This is a genomic window from Vibrio sp. B1FLJ16 (genome assembly GCF_905175385.1).
GTDB lineage: Bacteria > Pseudomonadota > Gammaproteobacteria > Enterobacterales > Vibrionaceae > Vibrio.
In genome coordinates, this window is sequence record NZ_HG992750.1 from 1,067,185 (window position 1) to 1,090,443 (window position 23,259).

General features: G+C 42.7%; 21 protein-coding genes. 5 read left to right on the forward strand and 16 right to left on the reverse strand.

Annotation, left to right across the window (positions count from 1 at the left end; all coding sequences use genetic code 11):
• Positions 1-4 precede the first annotated feature (4 nt).
• Genes tssC (KHN79_RS18785) through tagH form a run of 11 tightly spaced genes read right to left on the reverse strand, consistent with a single transcriptional unit; the run spans position 5 to position 14,039 of the window.
• Positions 5-1,516, reverse strand: a complete 1,512-nt coding sequence (gene tssC, locus KHN79_RS18785) for a type VI secretion system contractile sheath large subunit (RefSeq protein ID WP_182009179.1) — start codon at positions 1,514-1,516, stop codon at positions 5-7.
• A 53-nt stretch (positions 1,517-1,569) separates the two neighbouring features.
• Complete coding sequence (gene tssC, locus KHN79_RS18790) at positions 1,570-3,063, reverse strand: type VI secretion system contractile sheath large subunit (protein WP_182009178.1); 1,494 nt, start codon at positions 3,061-3,063, stop codon at positions 1,570-1,572.
• Positions 3,063-3,593 carry a type VI secretion system contractile sheath small subunit gene (tssB, locus tag KHN79_RS18795; protein WP_182009177.1) on the reverse strand — a complete coding sequence of 177 codons (531 nt, stop codon included), beginning with the start codon at positions 3,591-3,593 and terminating at the stop codon, positions 3,063-3,065. Before tssB ends, tssC (KHN79_RS18790) begins: the two co-directional genes overlap by 1 nt.
• Before the next feature lie 12 nt (positions 3,594-3,605).
• Positions 3,606-4,727, reverse strand: a complete 1,122-nt coding sequence (gene tssA, locus KHN79_RS18800; RefSeq protein ID WP_182009176.1) for a type VI secretion system protein TssA — start codon at positions 4,725-4,727, stop codon at positions 3,606-3,608.
• Positions 4,720-5,514, reverse strand: coding sequence for a protein phosphatase 2C domain-containing protein (locus KHN79_RS18805; protein ID WP_182009175.1), 795 nt, complete (start codon positions 5,512-5,514; stop codon positions 4,720-4,722). The genes tssA and KHN79_RS18805 overlap by 8 nt, the downstream gene beginning before the upstream one ends.
• 10 nt (positions 5,515-5,524) lie before the next feature.
• Positions 5,525-6,226: a type VI secretion system-associated protein TagF gene (tagF, locus tag KHN79_RS18810; protein ID WP_182009174.1), complete on the reverse strand. Its 702-nt coding sequence runs from the start codon at positions 6,224-6,226 to the stop codon at positions 5,525-5,527.
• The gene (tssM, locus tag KHN79_RS18815; RefSeq protein ID WP_182009173.1) at positions 6,208-9,726 is read right to left on the reverse strand and encodes a type VI secretion system membrane subunit TssM; all 3,519 of its coding nucleotides are present in this window, start codon (positions 9,724-9,726) and stop codon (positions 6,208-6,210) included. The genes tagF and tssM overlap by 19 nt, the downstream gene beginning before the upstream one ends.
• A gap of 14 nt (positions 9,727-9,740) precedes the next feature.
• The gene (gene tssL / locus KHN79_RS18820) at positions 9,741-11,033 is read right to left on the reverse strand and encodes a type VI secretion system protein TssL, long form (RefSeq protein ID WP_182009407.1); all 1,293 of its coding nucleotides are present in this window, start codon (positions 11,031-11,033) and stop codon (positions 9,741-9,743) included.
• Between the two features lie 12 nt (positions 11,034-11,045).
• On the reverse strand, positions 11,046-12,374 hold the full coding sequence (gene tssK, locus KHN79_RS18825) for a type VI secretion system baseplate subunit TssK (RefSeq protein ID WP_182009172.1): 1,329 nt from the start codon (positions 12,372-12,374) through the stop codon (positions 11,046-11,048).
• Positions 12,375-12,395: 21 nt separating this feature from the next.
• Entirely contained in the window at positions 12,396-12,845 is a 450-nt protein-coding gene (gene tssJ / locus KHN79_RS18830; RefSeq protein ID WP_182009171.1) for a type VI secretion system lipoprotein TssJ, read from the reverse strand.
• 9 nt (positions 12,846-12,854) lie between these two features.
• Positions 12,855-14,039, reverse strand: coding sequence for a type VI secretion system-associated FHA domain protein TagH (gene tagH / locus KHN79_RS18835; RefSeq protein ID WP_182009170.1), 1,185 nt, complete (start codon positions 14,037-14,039; stop codon positions 12,855-12,857).
• 299 nt (positions 14,040-14,338) lie between these two features.
• Between tagH and KHN79_RS18840 the strand changes: the two genes are divergently transcribed.
• From KHN79_RS18840 to KHN79_RS21825, 3 genes are all read left to right on the forward strand, one after another.
• On the forward strand, positions 14,339-16,480 hold the full coding sequence (locus tag KHN79_RS18840) for a serine/threonine-protein kinase (protein WP_182009169.1): 2,142 nt from the start codon (positions 14,339-14,341) through the stop codon (positions 16,478-16,480).
• Positions 16,481-16,745: 265 nt separating this feature from the next.
• Positions 16,746-17,300, forward strand: coding sequence for a hypothetical protein (locus KHN79_RS18845; RefSeq protein WP_182009168.1), 555 nt, complete (start codon positions 16,746-16,748; stop codon positions 17,298-17,300).
• A gap of 483 nt (positions 17,301-17,783) precedes the next feature.
• Entirely contained in the window at positions 17,784-17,972 is a 189-nt protein-coding gene (locus KHN79_RS21825) for a hypothetical protein (RefSeq protein WP_348541317.1), read from the forward strand.
• Between the two features lie 298 nt (positions 17,973-18,270).
• Here the strand turns inward: KHN79_RS21825 and KHN79_RS18855 are convergent, their stop codons facing one another.
• On the reverse strand, positions 18,271-19,155 hold the full coding sequence (locus tag KHN79_RS18855) for a LysR family transcriptional regulator (protein ID WP_244812682.1): 885 nt from the start codon (positions 19,153-19,155) through the stop codon (positions 18,271-18,273).
• Positions 19,156-19,256: 101 nt separating this feature from the next.
• Between KHN79_RS18855 and KHN79_RS18860 the strand changes: the two genes are divergently transcribed.
• On the forward strand, positions 19,257-19,910 hold the full coding sequence (locus KHN79_RS18860) for a glutathione S-transferase (protein ID WP_182009167.1): 654 nt from the start codon (positions 19,257-19,259) through the stop codon (positions 19,908-19,910).
• On the opposite strand, the gene KHN79_RS18865 is transcribed toward KHN79_RS18860, so the two are convergent.
• Both KHN79_RS18865 and KHN79_RS18870 read right to left on the reverse strand, forming a co-directional pair.
• Positions 19,907-20,455, reverse strand: coding sequence for a GNAT family N-acetyltransferase (locus KHN79_RS18865; protein ID WP_182009166.1), 549 nt, complete (start codon positions 20,453-20,455; stop codon positions 19,907-19,909). The two genes, KHN79_RS18860 and KHN79_RS18865, sit on opposite strands and share 4 nt — an antisense overlap.
• Positions 20,456-20,464: 9 nt before the next feature.
• Positions 20,465-20,920 (reverse strand): NUDIX domain-containing protein, encoded by a 456-nt coding sequence (locus tag KHN79_RS18870; protein WP_182009165.1) that lies wholly within the window; start codon positions 20,918-20,920, stop codon positions 20,465-20,467.
• Positions 20,921-21,085: 165 nt separating this feature from the next.
• Here KHN79_RS18870 and KHN79_RS18875 point away from each other — a divergent pair, with 165 nt between their 5' ends.
• Entirely contained in the window at positions 21,086-21,991 is a 906-nt protein-coding gene (locus KHN79_RS18875; RefSeq protein WP_182009164.1) for a DMT family transporter, read from the forward strand.
• 68 nt (positions 21,992-22,059) lie between these two features.
• Here KHN79_RS18875 and KHN79_RS18880 read toward each other — a convergent pair whose 3' ends face one another.
• Both KHN79_RS18880 and KHN79_RS18885 read right to left on the reverse strand, forming a co-directional pair.
• Positions 22,060-22,446 (reverse strand): MAPEG family protein, encoded by a 387-nt coding sequence (locus KHN79_RS18880; protein WP_182009163.1) that lies wholly within the window; start codon positions 22,444-22,446, stop codon positions 22,060-22,062.
• A gap of 70 nt (positions 22,447-22,516) precedes the next feature.
• Positions 22,517-23,248 (reverse strand): sulfite exporter TauE/SafE family protein, encoded by a 732-nt coding sequence (locus KHN79_RS18885; RefSeq protein WP_182009162.1) that lies wholly within the window; start codon positions 23,246-23,248, stop codon positions 22,517-22,519.
• Positions 23,249-23,259 lie beyond the last annotated feature (11 nt).

Genomic DNA, 23,259 nt, shown 5'->3' on the forward strand with positions numbered 1-23,259 from the left:
TTCCTTACACCAGATGCTCCGGTGATAATTCCGTAATTAGTTTAATGCTTGATACCATCTGATCGAGTTGAAAATGCGGCCTTAAATGGATCACCGAGTAATAATGTCCGGGCATTTCCCGCTTCATCCGAAGTGAAATTTTCGCTTCGTTCAATGGGTATTTTGCTCTTAATTCTTCTGAAGCCTCATCCGAGGCCGTTGTGTATTGATGCAGCCATGCCTGAAATTCCCTTTCAAGTGCGGGGGCATCCTGATATCCGCCAATTTTATTGCGTCCCATCACTTTAATGTAATGAGCGATACGAGAAACACATAGTGTGTACTGAAGCATGGACGTGAGTTTCGCATTGGTCGCAATATGCTTTTCTTTGTAGTCCTGAGGCTCGTGTAGTGAGACATTACTTGTCATACCTATCATGTCAGTCTCAGGTATTGGTGAAATCGGTATAAAACCGCAATCAGAGAGTTCTTGCTCTTGTCGCTCAGATAGTTTTACATTCAGGGGACAACGCGTCCGGGAATTTTTTCCATACAGTTGTGTACGGTTCCTTATCGGTGCAGTAATAACACCTTGATTATATTCCCCTTGCTTGATGCCACGCATATGGGTAAACCATCCATACTCCTGAAATGCTCTTATCGAGATTGCTGCAAAGCAATAAGCGCCACTACCCCACAACAAGTCTTTATCTGAGTTATCTATGCGCTCATTGAACTCAAATAAATCTGGACGCGAACCATCAAACTTGTAAGGTTGCCGAAACAATACGTTTGGTGCGACAAACCCAAGAAACTTAGTATCATCCTGACTCCTTAACTCTCTCCATCTCGAATACTCGATTTGCTCAAACTGAGCAGAAATATTCTTTATGGATGCGAGTTCATTAAAGCTATCCACACCGAAGACGCTCGGAGCAACGGACATGACAAACGGACTAAAAGAAGCAGCCGCAGATTGCGCTATTTTACTGAGTACGGACAAATCCCTGTCAAAATGATTTTTTCTCAGATCATATCTAAGCTGATAGTCACCAATCACCAAACCAAAAGGCTCTCCACCAGCCATCCCGTACTCATTCTGATAGAGCAACTTAAATAATGCCGTCTGATCAAACTCAATGGCTTTTAACGAGTCTTTACTTATTTCATCCCATGTAGCAGAAACAAGCTTTATTTTGACCGGTATGTCAGTTTGGTTACTCAATTGATAACACAAATAATATACTCCGACCCAGCCTCGCTCTATACATTGAAAACGAGGGGAGTGGAGAATTTCATTAACCTGATCTTGCAACATTAAATCAATACGGCTAATCGCTTCCGACAAACTAAAACGGAAGCTTTCAAAATCCTTAACCCCTGCTTTTTCCGACCAGGCTCGCACCAAATGTAATGGTTCATTAATGGCTAAAAAGTTATCCAGCCAGCAATCGTCAGAACTTTCGCAACCAAACAAAATTTGTTCCAGATCGTGCTCTTGAACATCGTCAAATTCAAGTGTCTCTTTACTTACCATAACTGATTTCAACTTTCGCATTAGGCTGATCAATTTGACCAGCCCATTTACGTTTAACCACCAGACTGAGGAATCTTAGCGACCAACCTCAGTGAGGTCGTCAACTCTTCCATTTGCAGCCATGGTTTCAGCCATGCTACCGCATTGTAAGAGCCAGGTGCTCCCGGTATCTCTTTAACCTGTACACGGGCATCGGCGAGTGGGTACTTGGCACGAATTTCCTGACCACCACCTTCAGAGGCGTTGACATAGCTGAGTATCCATCGGTTTAGCCAGGACTCAACGTCTTCTGCTTCCATAAAACTACCGATCTTGTCACGTGCCATCACCTTTAAATAGTGGGCAAAGCGAGACGTAGCCATCATGTATGGCAATCTCGCTGAAATCGCTGCATTCGCCGTCACCTCAGGAGAATCGTGTATCGCTGGTTTCTGACAGGTCTGCGCACCGAAGAACACAGCATAGTTAGTGTTCTTATAGTGACATAGCGGCAAGAAACCAAGTTTACCTAGTTCCGCTTCTCGACGGTCTGTTATCCCAATCTCTGTCGGGCATTTCATGTCAGGGTCACCATCATCACTCATAAAAAAGTGAGTCGGAAGGTTGTCTACACGACCGCCGCCTTCTGCACCACGAATAGCAGTACAGAAGCCATATTTGGAAAACGCATCCGTCAGTTTAGCACCCAGGACATAAGAAGAGTTCATCCAGCAATAGTCATTGTGTTCCGCGTTCACGGCAATGCCCGAGACCGGATCCACTTCAAATTCCTCAAATCCGAACTCTTCAATAGGCGACGTCGCCTCTCCATATGGCAAACGTGCAAGTACTTTTGGCATTGTTAAGCTGACAAAGCGAGAGTCTGCGCTTTCACGAAACGAGCGCCACTGAGTATACTCGAGGGATTCAAATACCTTGTCCAAATCACGCGGCTTAGAAAGCTCACTCCATTCATCAAAGCCGAAAAGAGCCGGAGATGCCGCGGACAAAAATGGCGAGAAGCCCGAAGCAGCGACGTTTGACATAAGTCGGAGAGATTCAATATCTTCCGGGTGATTGGTAAACTCGTAATCTCCTATCAATGCTCCATAAGGTTCACCACCTGCGCTGCCAAATTCGGATTCGTACACTTTTTTGAATATCTGACTTTGATCAAACTCAACGGCTTTACTCAGATCTTTGTGCAACTCTTTCTTAGTAATACTAATCATGCGCACTTTGAGGGTTGTGCTCGTTTCCGAGTTCATGATCAAATAGTTCAGACCTCTCCAGGAACCCTCTAACTTTTGTAAGTCAGGATGATGCATAACTTCAGAAAGCTGTTCAGAGATTTGCTTGTCCAGCAACGTAATCGCTTCGCGGAATGTAACCGTAAGGTTTTTATTCCAGGATACAGTGCCTTTCATCGCTTCTTCAGTAAGCGTCTTGATCAGCTCCTCAGCCCTTGAAGCTTCCGTTTGCTTAGTCGCCCCTATTGCTTGCTCAAGAAATGAAACAGACTGTTCGGTTACCTCTGGAGTACTTTGCTTTTCAACTTGGGTGCTCATCACTCTGCCCCCTCTGTATTTTCTGACGTTGCCTTATCACCGAGATTCAACTCTCCGGCAAGTTTTGTCAGATTGTCAGTGTTGTTCAAAACTTCCTCAAGAATATTCTCAAGCTCTTCAGAGCGATCAACTTTCGTCATTAAATCACGCAATTTATTACGTGTTTCCATGAGTTTTCTTAACGGGTCAACCTGGTTTACAATCGCGGCCGGCTCGAAATCCTGCATCGATTTAAAGTTCAGATCGACAGAAAACTCAGAGCCATCGTTTGATAGTTTGTTTGCCACTTTGAATCTCACAGACGGATTCATCTTCTTCAGCACATCATCAAAGTTGTCCCGATCGATCTGAATAAAGCGTCTGTCCTTCAATGGCTTAAGCCCTTCAGTGTTGTGACCGGCAAAATCCCCCATCACACCTACCACAAAAGGAAGCTCTTTCTTCAGAGTTGTCCCCTCAGTTTCTACATCATAGGTAATATGAACACGAGGCTTCCGAACCCGTGACAGTTTCGAGTGAATACTCGTCATACCGTTCTCCCTTTAATCATTTTCATTATGTTCCGCTATGCCAACCAATCGGAAGTAGCTTCTTTTTGCATCTCCATCGGAGATCAGTTCCGCCAGTAACTCCGGCAGAGGCATTCCACACCAACGAATAATCTGCTCGATGGAGTAAGAAACAGGTGAATGTGGCTCACTTTCCCTGAAGAAGTCAGCAACAAACTGAAGTTGTTGAATTGCTTGTTCTCTAGACTGCATGTTTGTTGCCAGCAAGTTCTGCGAAGCAATGTCTGTAGTAGATACTTTCGTATCGTCAGACTCGCTTAACTCAGTTGTCTCTTCCGGCTTAACAGCTTGCCGCTTAAAACGGTCACCAAGAAGGTGCTTTAATGCCGAATGTATTGCATCTAGTCTTTTGGAAATATAAGAGCTTGGGGTAACATCACCGACTGCGGTATCAAGCTTCTGACTGAAATCAGTAAAAGCATCAATAGCGAATTCAAGGTCTGTAATTAACAGGTTATAGAATTCGTTGGATGTGGATTTGACGGTTTGTTCGATAGTAGACAGCTCTATAGCCCCGTGGTCGACTCTCAACCTGCGCTTATCTTCATCCAGGCGCTCTAACTCAATAGCTTGCTGGTACTGCCAATAAGCATAAGCTTGCTCCACACCCAAGTCGGTTAACGGGATTGAAGCCAACGGGAACAATAGCGTGCCTTCACTTTCTATTCCATTAAGCCCGGTTATCGCTGCAATTCTCGTTTCTATCCCGTCCTCATCTGGTCTTGGATACAATTCTTCCCAATATTCCTCAATAAATGCGCTGGCGACGTTATAACCTATTCCCATACCGCGAAATCCATGTAGTCTCGTCAGAGCTTCGATCAGCCATGCAACCAGTTCAAAATCTTTTGACTGCGTAGACAAAACCTCTGGCACTTCTTCCAGAAAGACACGCCACATGTTGTTATGAGAATGAATACTCTCTTCTTCGATTAACGCATTGCGTTCCGCATTGCGTGCTGCCATACGCTGATCTTTGAGGCGAAAGTAGGAAGACTGAGGTGATACATCCTCTCTGGGGTCAATACCTGTCGGGTTTTCTTCTGAAACAGGCATCAAAACACGTTCATACCACTCAAAAGTTGAATCAGTCATAAGACTTGCTCCTTAAAAAAACAGGAATAGTCGCGTCGTCCCTGGGGCTGCATTTCGGCTCAGCACTCCGCTGGCAAACTTTGATCAGAGCGCAAGTCACATTATCACTCGCTCCTCTTACTAATGCAGAGTGCATCAAAGCCAGACCAGCCTGATTAACAGAATCAGCACTCAGCGTCCGATGGAGCTCGTCATTAGTCAGCTCTTTAGTTAAGCCATCACTGCACAATAAGAACTGGTCACCATCTTCAAGCTGACCAGACACCTGATCAATAGTCACTGTTTCATCTACTCCGACAGCCCGGGTTATCACATTCGATAATGGGTGGGCTTCCGCGTCTTCAAAAGCCAATAGCCCCTGTTCAACTAAGTCCATCACCTGGCTGTGATCACGGGTTTTTTGCACGAATCGCCCGTTTCTCAACTGATAAATCCTGCTGTCTCCCACCCACAAACAGTGATAGTAACTATCCTGAACAAACAACAGGACGAGAGTCGTACCCATTGTCTTTCCGTCTAAATACATTTGTGCATACTGATAGATTTCCAGATTAGCTGATTGAACGACAGCTCGGATTTCGTCAATACTTGTTTGCTTAACGTCTTTAATATGGCGCGCAATCTTATCTACCAACATCTGACTGGCTATATCACCAGCACTGTGTCCGCCCATTCCATCAGCAACAACCCATATACCGCTTTCACTCATATCGAGCAGAGCATCTTCGTTATAGGGACGAACTTTCCCCGGATGTGTTTTAGCAAAAGTAAAATAATTCCATTTCATTCTATGTTTCCTACCAGTTCCACTTTTGCCAAAACCCGTCTAACATCGCTGAAAACTGCCCGATACTTGGTAACCCATTACTGATAAACATGCATGGCTCGATATGTTCAGAGCCTTCAGTCCACCAATAGCACGGTGTTTTTCTCTGCTCATTAACAAAATAATTCAGAAGCGCGCTACCTTTTTCGGTGCTAAGGTTATTGAACACTTTCGAGAGCGGACTTTCATACAACAACTTAACTTTTTGTTCCTCTACCGGCACATTCAGCAACAAACTGTCGCTCTCCTGTTTTTTCATTTTTGTATGCCATGTATCAAATCTGAAATCATCTTCCAGCACTGCCAATGCCAGTTCCTGGCTCTCTTGTGTCCACTCGTTATGTATCCAGTATTGCGTAGCTTTGCCCGGCACCGCTTGTGCCACCGTGAAAAAGAAGTAGCGACCACTAGAATCGACGCTGGGAATAAGCGTCCCCACGTATGTAGAATCTTCCAGGTAGCTGATATCGAGGGCAAAATGCCAGACTGGCGCTGTTAAAAAGTAGTTGTTCCACTCTTCATCCAACTGCTCTTTACTCACCGCAATAACGGCTTGTAACCAGTCATACCACCGGTTACAAAACGTTTGAGGCAAGCCATCTTTCACAAAATCACCTTTAGCCGGCATTTTCCCGATATAGCCCCAATGCGAGGCTACAGAGTCTGCGGACATCGGAACCTCTCCATCTCATTCGACCAAAATGGATTAATTGCGCTAGAAGGAATTAACTCAAGCTGAACCTTATTTCCCTTCAAATCAATCATGACTATGTTGTCGTTTCTGGATTCCGGACGTGCTTTAAGAGACTGATCCAACATCTTAAATATCCCCCATTCGCCTTCATATGTATGAGAGATCTCCCGTTGCGACTCCGGAGGAGTAAATACTATCCTTGTCTGATCCTGACCCGCTGGCCACTTAAGCTCTTTTGCCCGGGAAGGTCCATGTTGATAGACTAAGCCTTGCTCGCCCAGTTCTAGCATGAATCGCATAATATGCTGATCCAGATAGACCGGTTTCATACCAAATTCAACTCGTAATGAATTATCCGCTTCAAAATACGCCTGTCTGATGCGTTTAGCGCTTTGAAACACTGCTAATGTTTCATTGCGGACACCAATCTCTTTTTCAAATCTCCACCGGCTCTTAGAAGTGTCTACAAACGGTTCCAGATAATCGTTGAAGAAAGAATCTATCGTACCTCCGTGCCCGAAGAATCGTTTAAAGTCTTTCAGCCGAACTTCTTTTTCAGAGCTTTGTTCAAATGGATATCTACCTGCAATCATTTGCTGATAAGGAACAAACACGCTAGTTTTCCAAAGTTGGTTGAGATGATCTTTAGAGCCGCTTTCTGCAAATTTAACGGATTCTTCCGAAAGCTCACTCAACCAGCTGTTAAACGGCTTTGGTAATAATTCCTTAGCTCTCGTAAACGACGCTGCTACTTCCTTCGTTACCGTCCCGTCCAGAATGCTTTTATAAGCAATCTTCTGATTATTACTCGAACTGGCCAGGTCTGTGAGGTAGGAGCGCAAGTTGACCATTGCTTGTTGAATGTCATCAAACTCCTGCTCTCCCAGACTTAAGATCTCCGTGAAATGGGATTCAACGACATCTCCGGGTAGTGAGATGCCCATTCCTTTTCCTTCAGGTAAGTACATATCCAGTTTATTTACCGTATTAGAAAATTTCACTTTAGCGACTTTTGAAGTGACTTCACCAGCGACTTGCTGATTCTCAGTCAGCGTCACTTTCGACAAACCAACTTCCTTTTGAATTGCTCTCAATAAAGTTTCAATAGGCCTTTCTACGCCGGAAAGCACTCTGGCTTGTTGCGTCGCTAAATCTAAACTAAGAGCCTGCTTGAGTTGAATATCTTCTATCAGTGTCTTCCACTCATTTACATAATCCTGAAAATAGCGGGACTGTACCCCCTCAACAGCACTCTTTTGATCAATCTCATGCGCTTTAAGATCATCGCCGTACACCCAGTTCTCTTCCATTAAACTTTTCACGGTACGACTTAACTGAATCTGGAAAATACTGTGATAACCATTGTAGGTATAAAATCCGGGTATCCCCTGAGATAAGGGTTTTCCACTTTTCCTTTCAAATTGCTCTAGCCCTCTGGGGCCCAGTAAATCTGTCAAACGAAACGAAGGAATATGACTGTTTACAAATTGCATTTTCATACGTTGGTAGGCACGTTCAGGAAGAGACATCTGAGTCAGCACATCCCTGGCTTCAGAAACTGCCTTGCTATCCATTACAAAACGTTTTTCATCGCTTTCTAATAAGTTCTTTGTATGCATTGATAAACGGCCACGCAGGTCACTATTCAGATCCCCGGGGTATTGGCGCTCAAAATAAAAACGGAACCACGCTAAAACCTCACTTTGCTCGAATTTCCCATCATTAAAAAGCATGAGGTAGGTTTTCAGTGTTTCATACAAGTACTCTCTGTGTTGCTCATTACTCTCCATCTCAGTAACAAGACTTTTGAGTAGCAAAGGCGCAAAGTGATGGGTCAATGCATCCGAATAGGCAATTTCAGCAGCTTGCGAGACTTTGTCCCCCTGATAAAGCCCAAACTTTTTCACTGAGTCGATCTCACCATACTCGCTTACTTTCCCAAGTGGCAGAGTCATGATTCGGTCTAAGGTATCGATGGAATTTATGATATCGGATTCAAAGTCTAAGCTATCGGCTCCGATCATTGCTTCAATATAACTGGCCTGTTTATTCGTATCGGAGATAAGGCGTAAATTCCATTGATAACTTAAAAACCAGACTCCGGTTGCTCCGAGCAAAAGCACGGTACAGCAAAAATATACGCTTCTTCTGATCCATCCAACCTGCTTTTGATAATGGCGATTAACGGTTCCCAGAAACTGTTCTTTCAAGATGACTCTCTCAAAAAGACTCTTAACAAAATAGCTATGAGAGGTATCTGTACTTGTTGACTGACGTAACCGCACCAAGCCGAGCCCATTTGTCGACTCGCTCATTAATTTATCGACTGGGACCCCTTCCTGAACAGAGCTGAGCATGAAAACACCACGTATTAATGCAGGCTCTTCAAAGGTGCTCTGGGCAAATATCTCGGATAGAAACTCGTCAAGATTGTCTTGTAAAACACGTAGCTGCTTAGGAAATTCGAAAATTAACGCTCGTTTCTCTAAATCGTCTTCGGTCTCCATGATTTTCAGTATTCGAGCTTCTAAACGCTCTAGTACGTTATGAAACTCTTTATTGAACAGAGAGATTACACCGCGCTCATCATCGACCTCTGGCGGGAACATAAACCCAAAAAGTTGATCTCGCTCTTCCTTACTTAAATCAACAGCGAACTCCTTAAATCCGGCCACTAAATCTAATTTTGTAAGAATCACGTAAATTGGAAACTGCATTCCAAGCTGGTTTTTCAGCTCTTGTAACCTTGATTTGATCGCTCGTGCATGCAAACTTCTTTCTGTACGCGTTTGGGACATTATGCTGGCTAAACTCACAGTAACGATGACCCCGTTGATGGGCCTTTTCGTTCTGTATTTTTTTAACAACCCTAAGAAGCCGTGCCACGCCTTAGAGTCTACTTTTTCCTGACTATCCTGAGTTGTGTAACGTCCGGCAGTATCGATAAGTACAGCTTTATTCGCAAACCACCAATCACAGTGGCGGGTTCCCCCTATGCCTGCAACTGCGTCCGCCCCCAAACTGTCCGATAACGGGAACTCCAGGCCGGACTGTTTCAACACACTTGTTTTCCCTGTGCCCGGCGGTCCGATCAGAACGTACCAAGGTAGTTCATATATGCTGCGCTTCCCTTTATGCGTTTTAGTGATGACCTGCAAAGCATGCTCAATTCGCTCCCGCATCACTTCAATTTCAGTTGCAGCTTCGGTATCAGATTGACTATCTACTTCTAGCAGACTCTGGATGCTTTCTTCTTCTCTTGCCTTGTTTTTATGCTGCTTTGTTACATTGAATAAAGCCCAGAATAAAACAATGGCCAGTATGGTGGTCAATCGCTGAAAGTCGCTTTTAAGCGGTTCATAGCCTGCTACTGCAATAAGTGGCCCAACGCCCCAAATAAATATCGAGCACGCTAAAACCCCAACGAAACCCAGAAACCACTTGTTCGTAAGGACTCTGCCTATTTCCCTAATACTCATCTGACCACCTGTTCTCAAGTTCCGACAATGATGTCAATTTCTATGCGACGGTTAAGTGCCCGGCTCTCGTCGTCGCTGTTATTTACCAATGGTCTTGCATCGCCCAGGCCCTCGGGTACAACTCTTCCTTCAAGAGAACTGTTTGAAATAAGTTGCTCAGATACGGCCGTAGCTCGTGCCAGCGACAAATGCCAGTTAGAAGGGAATTTACTAGTAAAGATTGGCCTGTCATCTGTGTGCCCAGTAACAATTATTTTGCCGTTGGTCGCTTCTAATGTGCGGGCGAGTTTAGAAATAACGGGTTGGATATACTCGACAATACTTGCACTTCCGGATTCAAACAGGTCTTGCGCTTTCAAAGAAATTCTCACACGATCCTGCAGCACTTCAACCGTTACCAATTCTTTTTCGATTTCAGTAGCCAAATATGTCGAAATTCTCTCAGCAACATGCGCAGACTTCGACTCTACAATAGGCGTGCCAGCGGACTCTACAGACTGAACTAAATTAACCAGCTGTGAAAAAGTGTGGTTCGAGGCTTTATTCAGTTCATAACTTAAATACGTAAAAATACAGACTAATAAAGCAGATGTAACCGCACAGACAACCCACATCGGCGCACGTTCATAAAGTGGTGAACCATTTAATATATGCTGCTCTACTTTATTGCTCAGCTCCTGATGAAGCACACGTCCGTGGGACTTTAATACCGACACTATTTGCTTTCTTAACTTCCTGTGGGCTTCGTGGCCATTTTTCTCCAAACGGTATTGCCCCAAAAAACCCAAAGATAAGCAAACGTACATTAGTTCTAGTAAATCAAGGTGTTTGTTCGGTTGTGCTAAACAGTTATCCAGCTGTTTAAAGAAACTTTCCCCGCCCTGGCTGCTAGCGTAAAACGAGTTCAATAGTGAATCATGAGTCCAGAAGGATTGACTTCCCCAACTTGTATTTAAAACAACCTCATCTATCGCACAACATAAGCAGTAGCGGGCAATATCGATAGATTCATGGTCAATATTATGTTGGCGCAACCTCGTCTCGTAATCTCTCAATCTCGTCGTTATCGCTTCTTTGAGGTACTGCGGATCAGAATGAGATGGTGTGGTTCTGATTTGTCCTATGATAGACAAAAGCCCGTTTGCTTCAGCCAAAATCGAGTTTTCTCCATAGGCGAGAACTGAATCGTGATTAACAAGCTCAGGGGACTGCGAAATGACAACGGTGCTATCCGCTGCTTTTGCTTCGTCCATTTTGTTAGCGCGTACTCTTCCGCCGGGAGTCGGTTTTAAAATAGTCTGTTCCATCATCTTCATTCGCTAATCTTGGCTAATGCTCCAAAGCTCGATGTCAGCATTAGGAAAATGTCCCGACAAGTGCAGCGCTATACCACCGCTTTCGCTCAGCTTCACCCAAAACGGACCTTTCTTTACAACTTCAAAATAGACATATCCTGTTTGGTAAGGTATCTGTCTGGGAACCACACTGAGGGGAACAACATTTATCCCATTCATTTGGTTATTGATTAAATCCCTTATTTGTTCAGCAGAACCTAACTTTAACTGTGCCGGGACGAGACGCCGTATTTCATCTGACGATGTGTCAGCGCTTATTGCCAAAACAAATTGACAAGAATCGAGTAAACTCTTGTCGGGTAACGGCGTTACATGAATGCCATACTGTCTGACTTCCAGAGGCAGTTTTCTCGCCTTCTGATCAAGTACGACACTAAGGTATTGACTTAACAACTGGTTCAGTTCGAAGAATACTGTTGTAAGTTCTAAGTGCTCGTAAAGTGGTAAATTGGGTACTCGCTTCGTGTTATTAGAAAACGTGGCCAACTCACCTATATAACTTTTAAGTAGTGACGCCAGTTCTAATGGGTGTACTTTCTCCAACTCATGAACATGTTTCAAAATCGCATCATATCTGTTGAGCATCTGCAGCATAATAAAATCCACTGCCGAAGCCGAAGCTGCTTTGCCCTGTATCAGTCTTTGAGCAATGGCATCTGCACGCATTTTGGTCATTGCTGTTACATTGCGTAAATACGCAGTCATTACCTTGTCATTCAGTAGATTCAGAAGCGGAGGAACAAAGGATTCATCCAGTATAATCTCACCCTCTGTCGTTACTTCTTTTATCTTCGCAACAGGCAACTCAACGTACCCCATCTGCTTTTCATTACCTGCCTTAAGTTCAACATTAAGCCTGCTCACCTGGATGACTTCTTCATCTTGGCCGCTAACGTTGTCAACCACCTCAAGATCTTCGAGTAAATACCTGGACACCACAGATTCACTCACTTCGGAGACACTTTTTCCTTTTGTGCTGTCTACGGGAATGATCACCTTAACTAGGGAACTATCTGTAATTTTCTCTACCTGCAACGGGGGAATGTTATGTTTTGAATCAGTAGTACTGATAAAAGTCATATCAGGCATAATGACATCTAAACAATCAAGTTCAATTACGCCATTCTTCAACGCCTCTTCTTTTAAGTGACATTTCCAAACGCCCCAATTATATGAACCGCCCAGCGAGTACAGACCTTTGTATTCATGGCTTATTGCTCGCTCATGTTGCTGAAAATGCTGAGGGCGCAGAAACATTCCCTCGCACCAAGCCGTGTTCGAGTATTGCGTCATTTATAATTTGCCATTTAAACTTTATTGAACGACCAGAGAGAGATCTTCTAATAGTACCTGGTAGGTGTTGTAACCTGTTTTATCTACTTTAATGACTTGTCTCCAATTAGAATTTTCAATATCTCTGAAAGCAGCGACAATACCTAAATATTCAGTTTTTGGTGACATACTCGCGTTATAGATTTCTTTTTTTCCAGGAGTCAACGATACTTCATACTTGTTAACTAAATCAGGGCCTAGTACCTGTTCATGATCTTCATAAATAGAAAAGAAATCCTGGTTTTCAAATAATGTACTTTCTGAAAGCTCAAAGATGTATACAACGACTGGCGAAGGTCTCCCATTAGAGTCTGGATTAATATCATGCTTAGCTAATATTTCCAGGTTAGAATATGGCTCAACGACTAAATTAGCTGCAGAGCAACCCGTTAGCATTACTGAAAGTAAAATTAAAATATAATATTTTCTCAAACCAACCTCTTAGTTTTCTTTCTTCAAAGCCAATTCATAATGTTTAGCAAAATCATCTAAATAAAATGGCGTTTCTTTATTGATAATTTCATCTTTTAATCCGTTATGGATACCTTCAAAAGCGCTCCAGCTCTGAGCATATTTTCTGGCTGGAATAATTTTGCTCAGAACGCTACTTTTAGATCCAGCATCTTGATAGATAGTCGCAGGCTCAACAAGTGACATGACACTTGAAACTGTGCCTCTGACTCCTTTCATTAGTGCTTTTTCATGACTTTCGATATCGGCAAAGGCTTCTTTTATTGCAGTATTCGGAGTTAGGAAGCTTGATGTTTGGCGATTGTATAAGTTATAAATCGCATCTTCCAAATTGGCAGAAAATTTCAAAGGGTTATTTTCTGATTTTTTAAATGATGTATGGCTGAGCCTGTTACTCTGTTTAAACTCAGCTCTATTGTGAAGCGTATCCATTAATCCGACTAACATCAGTGAAAAAGACTGGCCGATCTGCTCAAACCATTGTTCCCGGTTTTCGCTTGGTACTAACTTCGGGTCAATACTCATTCCGCGAATTAAAGCTTCAATTTCATTCCCGTCATTTTTGTTGCCTGGTTGTGTCGGACTTAACTGGTTTGTATTTAGTTCCGCTAGTGCTTTATCTGATATCTTTTGCTGACTTGGAACTTCGATATAATCGTCAACCAAACCTAAATCCAGCTCAAAATCAGAAGGAATCTCCTCCTTAGTGAGTTCAGCGGCAGACAGACCGAAATCATGATTCAAAAGTGCGGAAGCAGACGTAGCATCATAGGAACTCACAGAGGAGTAAGACTGTGTATCTGTGCTTTGATCAATGGTACTTGTATCAATTATCGCCTCAACCTGATAATCACCCAAGGTTAGAGTATCTCCGGAGCTCAGGCGAACTTCATTACCTTGTCCTATCGCAGTCACAGAATTATTAATGAATGTGCCATTCGTGGACAGATCTTTCACTAAATACTGATCACCAAACTTAATAACCTCACCATGTACTCCTGATATTACTCTGCCCGGATCAGGCAATGACCAATCACATTCTTCAGAACGACCGAAGTTTAACTTTGCATATTTATCTTCCGACTCAAATACAAACACACTTTCTATCTCTGGTGTGAATTTATGAAAACTGGTAATTTTTAAGATCAACTTCATCAAAACCTCACCGAAGAGACGTCTTTAGACTATATCGCTTTACTAATTCATTAACTATTAGATTAATTGAAACTATTAATCCAACATTTGGTATCAAGGTTAAGATGATGAATTAATTTTTTATCAAATCAATAACGCATGATTCAATATTTAATAATTTTCAGCGCAGTTCAAATTTTTAACTTCTAAGTTACATCGTACAAAATGGTGATGCTAGCTTGGCCTATAAAATCAGTTAAATTATTTAAACAAAAACTCAATAATATATATTATCCGTCTGCTTGAACGGAGGTTTAACAATGAAATATATAAATAATGACAGTATTACTAATACTCCATTGAACAAAGATAAAACCAAAATATTAATAAACAAAAAGCAAACTAATGAAAAAGTGCTAGAAAGTAAATTAAACAATAACTACCACTTTTCAAAAGTAAAAGAAAAGGATGAAGAGCAAGTAATAGAGGAGAAAATTTCCAAAAGTAGCCGCGAACTAAACATTCAAGCAGATAATATTCAAAGTAACTCAGATAGTGGTTCTGCTACATTACTTGGTGCGACTATTAAGAATAGATATGTTATAGAGTCGGAGCTAGGGCATGGCGGATTATGTGACGTTTATTTAGCAAAAGATAAACTACTCGAATCTTCTGGATCCGACTCCCCGTACGTAGCTTTAAAAATACTGCAAGAAGAGTTCGCAGCTCAGCCAGAAACAGCACGCATGCTAATAAGAGAAGCGCAACAAACTCAGCGACTTAGTCATCCCAATATCATTCGCGTTTTTGACTATGGCGTTGAAAAAGAAGTCTACTATCTCGTGATGGAGTACATTGACGGGGAAACACTTGAAAACCTGATTCAGCGCTCCAGACCAAGGGGTCTGAATTACAGTGCGGCAATGTCAATTCTGAATCAGGTTTTTGGCGCCATTTCTTACTCACATTCACTCGGCATCGTTCATGCTGATTTAAAGCCAGCAAACATCATTCTTAAGTCAGATGGGACAGTGAAGCTATTAGACTTTGGTGTATCGAAAACTAATCAGCTTAAACACGACCAATACTCCGCTAAACGTCACTCTGAAGAGAGAGAGACGCTTGGCTATACGCCAAATTACGCTTCCTTAAACCTTCTCTCGGGAAAGGAACCGACATTAAGCGATGATATATTTGCTCTGCTTTGCATTACTTACGAACTCTTAAGTTGCAAACACCCCTATGAGAAAACTCCGGTTGATGAAGCACTACGAAAAAAATTAAAAGTAACAAAGCCAGCAAACCTGCCTATGACTAAATGGGCTATGTTTGATCGTGTATTTTCTACTGGTCTGGTTACAAAGGACCTGGATGTTAACAGACTAAAACGAAAGCTCAACCATCGTATATGGCCTCTGGTTTCCGGTATCGCTGCCAGTATATTACTGACTACACTTATCGGTTTTACTTACTATCAGCAGCACATGTACACATTAACTTTAACGGAAGAAATATCTGCGAAGAACGACGTTATCAAAGCTACAGAGTTACTCCTTAATACATCAGCAGAGCAAAGCCGTTCAATAGTCGATAACCATAAGGAGGTTCATCCCGTCGTTATATCGGGGCTGCTTCATTTGCATAAACCTCATATCTTAAATGATTTCGAATCGCGTATCGACGATGTTTTGAATTCAGATGCAACGAGTTACCCAAATTATCAAGAGATTGAGTCTATATTAGATAAAGCTAAAAGTTACTACCCTGATTCGCATAAACTTGAAGTACTCGCTCTCGATATCCAATCGAGTAAACATTCTACTCTCTTGTCAATATCAAAAAGAATCAATAGTCAGTTAGAGAAATCTCATTATGCAAACAGTGAAGACAACAGTTCAATATATAAACTAAAGGATGAGTTAGACCAAATTCATCAAGATTACCCTTTTACTCCTAGTTCACTTTCTAGCGAGGTGTTTGGAGAGCATTTAACTGAAGCATTAATAAAACGAGACGCTGCCGCATTAGTAACCTTAATCAAAGTAGGCAACACTTTCTTTTCTAATGTAGAAGATCATAAGGCTAACCTTGCATTAAGTAATTCGATGAAAGATGCTATTTTAGAGATGAAGCTATACGACAGTGCCGTTAACTCCAACAATCCTTTGTCTTTTCCAGCAGACGCTGCTCGTACACTTTTCCAGGAAGAGTTTGAAGGTTTACACTACCGTTTAAATAAAGCATCAACGACCGCCCAATTGGATAGATTGGTCAATGATTTAAACGAATTTTCGGAAAATTTTCCTGAAGGGTTTCAAGACATTAACGAGCTAAGATTTCAAACTGCTGATAAGTACCTGCAATTTTCTGACATTCTGCTCAACAAGAGAAAAACAACGAGTGCAAGGAAAGCAATGAAAAAAGCGAATGAGCTAATGAAACAAGTAGACCAGGGTTCATAATAATCGCGGACTTAAACCAGACGTTTAATTACTTAATCGTCAAACTATTTAGAAAGCCGAAAGACTACTGTTATCACGGCAGATTAGTCAAATGTACACAAAAAGGTCTATTTTCGTTCATTCTTCATATCGGTAACCTATTAATTTTTAGAACATATTCCTAAATATTGTCATGATAATGTTATTTATTCTGCCACATTTGCACGTATAACCGAATGTTAGACTAAAATGTGATTGTGTTGGCATTTAAGGATAAAGGTTAAAAATGAAAAAGACGATACTTGCAGTGATGATGACCTTCGCACTATTTGGTTGTGACGAAGCTAATAAAACCGTAGATAGCGCCCAAGAAGCAGCGACTGAAGCTGCGGAAAGTGTACAAGAGACAGCATCTGAGGCGATGGATACTGTAGAAGAAACAGCATCTGACGCCATGGACAGTGCATCTGACGCCATGGACAATGTAGAAGAAGCTGCTTCTGATGCTATGGATAGTGCGCAAGATGCTGCCAGTGATATGGCCGACTCAATGACTGATTCGTTTGATTACGACCAATTCGCGGCAACCTCTCCGCAAGCCAAAACTTTTTCAGATTCGATCCAAGCAGCTATGGACGTAGACTTTAGTGACCCTCAAGCCGTTGATAGCATCACAAACCGCGTTGCTAATGCTTATAAATGTTATGTTGAGTCAACATCTGAGACAGAAGCACAAAGCACTTTAAGCAGCATACTTTCCTCATTAAGTAATGGTGATGTTAAGTCGCTAATACAAACCGCCATTGATAATGCGAAATACATTACTCAGTGTGCAATGTAGGCGTTTGAGGTTAGATTGGATGTACTGTTTCAAGTCGATCTAACCTCGACTTACCCCGATACACACTGACACCAAACCTTCGGAACTATTTGTATCACTATGCTCTTAAGCATCAGACAAAAGGAAATGGATTTGGATTTGGCCTTATAAACCCGAAAAATCCGGATTCAGTAACCCATACATTGTCAGCACGTTATTATAAAGATGGTTCTGAGATTCATATTAACCAGGATGGGCTTTCTGCTGAGTATCTTGAAAGAAATAAAGAGCACGGAATAAGAAAAAATCAGGAGCGTGAAAAAGAAGCGATCGCGTACGCTGATAAATTCCGAGAGGAGTACCCGGAATGCTCGGATAAGCAGTACAAAGAGATGATTAAGGAAAGGGAAAAAATACGACGATGCGAAAGGCCGTTATGCCCCTGAGTTTGATTCGCTTTACAAAACTCCTCGTCGCTTAACACCTCAGGAATGTGCCCGTCTGATGGGCTTTGAAAAACCGGTACCAGACAGAACTGAGCAAGACAAAGATTTTCGAATTGTTTGTGCTGATACTGCAGACTATAAACAGTTCGGGAACTCCGTTGTGGCCCCGGTATTCAGAGCAGTCGCTCAGCTGATGAAGCCATTTATAGAAAAAGCGAAAAGCGGAGCGTGTGATAAATCGGCTTAAGTTTTTCAGGCAGAGTAATAAGCACAAACGTCTTCTTACTCTGCAAACAATACAACCGTTAAGTGCGCCAAACATAAATAACACTGGCATCAGATGTAATATCTCATACACGATCTGACAGTGTTAGCACTTCAATTGAACACAAAGCCGTATAATTGCTGAAAGTCTGATGTTCAGACTTCTACGGATAATTTTAGATAGGGACGATTCGTATTACTTGAGTCCAAAAGAGCTTGTGCGCTGCATAGAATCTATGACAACTTCGAATTACCCCTAATAGACTGAATTTAAATCATATTTAGTTAGTCGCACCAAGCTTTTCAATAACAAAGTCTAAAAAGACTTTCACTCGTTCAGGCTGGTAATCACCTCCGCGATAGAGAGCGTTCAGCGGATACTCAAGAGGCTTAAAACCGACATCAAGCTTTTGTAATAGTCCCTTTTCTACATAAGGTGCAGCGATAATGTCGGGTTGATAACTTGCACCAACAGCTGAGAGCGTCAATTGGCGAATCATCCTTGGGCTATTACTTTTGAAAACGGCATGTACGGCTAGACTATTGCTCTGGCTCAGAGAATTGGCCACAGGCCAGCGAGTTGTGGGGTGAAGGTTGTTGTCAATAAGGCAAGGCAATTGCGATAAATCCGCGTCATGCCTGTACTGTTTTACTAAGTCTGGCGCGGCATACACTGAACTTTGAAGTGACGTTATCTTACGATATCTGAAGTTAGAGTCTTCTAATTCACTGGCACGAAAAGCAATGTCTATAGCTTGTTCCACTAGATTAAGTTTTTGATTGGTTACAATGATGTCTATCAGAATATCGGGATAGCGAACATGAAACTCAGGGATAAGCGGGCTTAATAATTCCTCTGCAAAACCCTGAGAAGCCGTTATACGTAAAGGTCCAGAGGCATCTTTATTGTTTGAACTGAGTTGGTGGTAAAGCTTGTCTAGATTGGTCAGAACCTGTTGTGCTTGAAGGTAGTATTCCTGGCCTGACTGATTGACCGAAAGCTTGCGGGTAGTGCGATGAAACAATTGGACCCCGAGCTGCTCTTCGACTTGGTTAACATATTTAGAAGCAAGAGATTTAGAAATGCCTAAACGCTCTGAAGCGGCAGTAAATGATCCTGTTTCTATCACTGCTACCACTGTTCTCATTCCATCGATAGTATCCATGAATTATCAACATATTGGAAATTATCATTCAATGCTAGCGGGGTTTTTCTTCTTAGCAAGTTGTTCTTAAATATAAAAACAAACACTGTTAGGAGAAAACAATGTTAAAGCTATACTGGCACCCCGTCTCTGGGCACGCTCACCGTGCGCATATGCTATTAAGAATGCTCAAATTGAATGTTGAGCTCATTACTGTTGATTTGCTTGCGGGAGAACATCAACAACCAGAATTTTTGGCACTTAACCCCTTTGGCCAGATCCCTGTACTGGTAGATGGTGAAACTGTCATTTCTGATTCAAATGCTATTTTAGTTTATCTCGCTACCGTTTATGACAAAGAGCGCCAATGGCTTCCCGAGTCACCCCAGGTACGTGCGAATATTGAGCAGTTTCTTTCTCTTGCAGCTCATCGGCTAGCGGGTTCAATCGCCAAACTGCGTGCAGCGAATTTATTTAATCATTACATAGATAGTGAACCGCTCACCCAAGAAGCATATAAGCTACTCAACCAACTCCAGAATTACCAAAATGGCCGCCAGTGGTTAGTAGGAACACAGCCGACTATTGCTGACTTAGCCCTCTACAGTTATATCAAGTTAGCACCAGAAGGCGGTATAAGTTTAGCTCCCTACCCTAACGTAGAAGCCTGGCTCAAACGAGTAGAAGAACTGCCTGGCTTTGTTCCTATGCTGCTTTCGAATGTAGGACTGCGGAAGGAGACACGAAATAATGAGGTTGGCGAAAAGCATTGTTAGCTTAGCAATAACTCATAAACGCCCATTCGCTGAGAAGGGTCTAACGTTTCAAGGTCATGTTCCAGGTAGTGCATCAATTTTGCCCCGGCGCGCTCGGCAATTTTGATGCTCGCTATATTCTCTTCTAAGCAATGAAACTGGATTGACTGAGCATTGCCCCTCTCTTTGAGGTACAGAACGAGTACTGTAAGCACTTGATCGATAACCTTATGCCCTCGTCCGTTATCGGCAAGCCAGTAGCCTATTTCTGCCACATGCGTTTCTGGGTGGACACCTTTTGAGCCGATCACACCTGAAAAACGCTCATCGAAGTAAATAGCACACCAACAAGCGTCCACAGCCTTATTGTTCACTCTCTGAGATATATACTGGCCCGCTTCTCTTCTGTTGGTGACAAAGTCGGTCCAGGGTAAAAAACCAGCTAACCGATTACGATTGTCATTCACTACTTCTAGCAGCACAGGAGCATGCTTAGCGGACAGAGGCTCTATCGAGATTCTTTCAGATATCCAGTGGCGCTGTTGTAACCGCTTATCTTGAAACATGTTACCCCTTTACCTTTGTTCTATAAGAGTGAATGGAGTCAATTTAGTTTTATCAACATAGTTCAACCACACGTGCTCATAAAGTTGATGCTGATTCGCAAATGGAGCCAGTTGTTTAGCTTCATCTAACGTACACCAACGATAATCAGTATGCTCGTCATTAAGGATAATACTCTGGTCAGGCTGACAAAATATGACAAAGCAAGGAATAACCATAATGCGGTTCTTTCTTGCTTCATAAAACTGTTCGAGAAAATCAGCGGTATGTAGCTCTACATTCTCAATCTGGGTCTCTTCTTTCAGCTCTCTGAGAATGGTTTGCCATCCTTGCTCTCCTTCCTCAATGCCGCCCGCAACATGACACCAATAGCCACCTTTCACGCGTTTTAAGAGCAGCATTTTCTGAATGCCGTCAATTTCAGAAATGACGACACCGGACACGTGAGTCGCTTGTATTGGGATCATGAAAAGTCCTTAGTATTGGTAAAGGCATACACGTATTAAGAACTGAACAGTGTATACGTTTGAGCTAAAAATCTCATTTTATCGGCAAAAATCAATTTATGACCTAGCTTATTTTGACCAGCTAGTATGTTAAAATGCGATCTCACGCAACAGTTGAGCATTCACATGTCTAATTCAATCAGCGCCATGGTTCCCATTGGTGTGCGCTTTATGGTTCTTTCCGCTTTTGGTTTTGCGCTCATGTCAGCGACCGTAAAGCACGTCAGTCTGCATGGTATTCCTGTCTTTGAAATCGTAGCGGCCAGGGCTTTTGTTTCTTTGGTGATCAGCTATTTAGATGTAAAGCGTAAACGGATTTCTGTCTGGGGAAATAACAAAAGATTACTTCTCGCACGTGGTGCTGTTGGTACCTTTGCCTTGATGTGTGTTTACTATTCTGTAACCACGCTACCTTTAGCAGAAGCGACCATATTCCAGTATATTCACCCGGCGTTTACCGCTCTTCTTGCGGTGTTTTTCCTTAAAGAGCGTATCCAGCCTTCTACTTTCGTGTGTATTGCATTGTGCTTGCTCGGGGTCTACGTGATGATTCGGCCAGAAACAGGGGCATCAGCAGAGCATGCGTTACCAATGGTTAGCGTGGTGGCTGCGTTGCTGGGTGCATTGGGCAGTTCTGTCGCTTACGTCATCGTCAGAAAACTAAGCCAGACAGAAGACAGTTCTGTGATTATTTTTTACTTCCCGTTAGTCGCTTTACCAGCGTCGATATTTTTAATGGGCGACAACTTTGTTATGCCGGATCTCTACCTAACCATCATGCTGATTTTGGTTGGCGTCTTCACTCAAATCGGCCAGTTGGGAATGACTAAAGCAATGCAGACTCAGGAAGCAGGTAAGGCATCAGCCTACTCCTACATTCAGATCATCTTCTCGGGACTGATTGGTATTGTCATTTTCAACGAGCTACCTTCCGTATGGACTTATATCGGCGGCAGTCTGATTGTGACAGGCGCACTGATTAACGCATTTGGAAGACACATACGATTACCGTTTGTGCGCCGGAGTGCTTAGCGTTTAGAAGAAAGCGATTAAGAACTTATGCCCGGTAACTAAAATTTACTACCGGGCATTTTTCCAAATTACCAAAGCTTTTCGTAAGGAAGGTAAATCATATTCAAAACCACTAAAGCAGCGATAATAAGAAAAGTTAATTGCATGCCTTTAACCCTTCCTTTAAAGCTCTCTTTAAGAATGCCTCTGGCGTGAATGATTCGCCCGATAACAAAAATAATACCGGTAAGGTGAATCCATACTGGCTTAGCGCTGTTGTACTCCAGTAACGCCATAAGTATCAGAGTAATGGGGATATACTCACTGGCATTACTTTGTGCACTGCGTGCAATTTGCAGCACTTTAACCCCGCCATCCGAGTAGGCAACTTGGTTAATACGTCGCTGTTTTATTACCTGAATCGCGAGCCAGATGAGTAGCCCGGCTAAAATACATGCGTACAAAGCTGTGATCATATCCATTCCTTGTGATTTATCGTTTTTAGGCTTTACACCTAAGTTAAGCAAGGATTCTGCTTGCAGCAACCTACAGACTCAATCCCTGTGCCACTGCTGTAACTCCACTCACAAAACAGAGCAAGAGAGCGCCTATACGGATTTTCTCTTTCGGTAATGACTGCGTCGTTTTCATGGCGAGCCAGTAGCCGAATGCGGCGGCGGGTAACAATGGCAGCGTGATAACCAAATGGTGCAGCGTAAAGAAGCCTGCAGGTATCTGGACGATGAGTGAAATAATTGAGCTGAAAACAAAGAATGCGGACAGATTACCACGTAACTGATTCGCTTCCTGGTGTTGTAGCAACAACGCCATTGGCGGTCCACCGATTGCAGAACTGGTACCAAACAAGCCCGAGAAGAAACCTGCCAATGTCATGCGTCCTGGTGTGGGCTCAATACGAAATGGAAGCACACTGATAATAACGGCAAACAGTACTAGGGCTCCAATCCATAGTGTCAGAACATCAGTAGACACAAAGTAAAGCACAGCGCCACCAGCTATAGAGCCGGGAATGCGCCCTATTAATGCCATTTTCAATCCGCCGATCTCAACACTACTGCGGTGTTTAAACGCATTTAGTAAAGAGATAAACAGCGCAACCAAACAGATTGGCGCTGGCACGTATTCAGGTGACCAGAGAATCAGCAGCGGCGCGGCAACAATAGCCAGGCCAAAGCCAATTGCCGTCTGAACATAAGAACCAAGAAAGATCAGTCCTATCGCTATCAAGTTTATGGAGTCTAATTCCGTCGAGATCATCTTATATACGC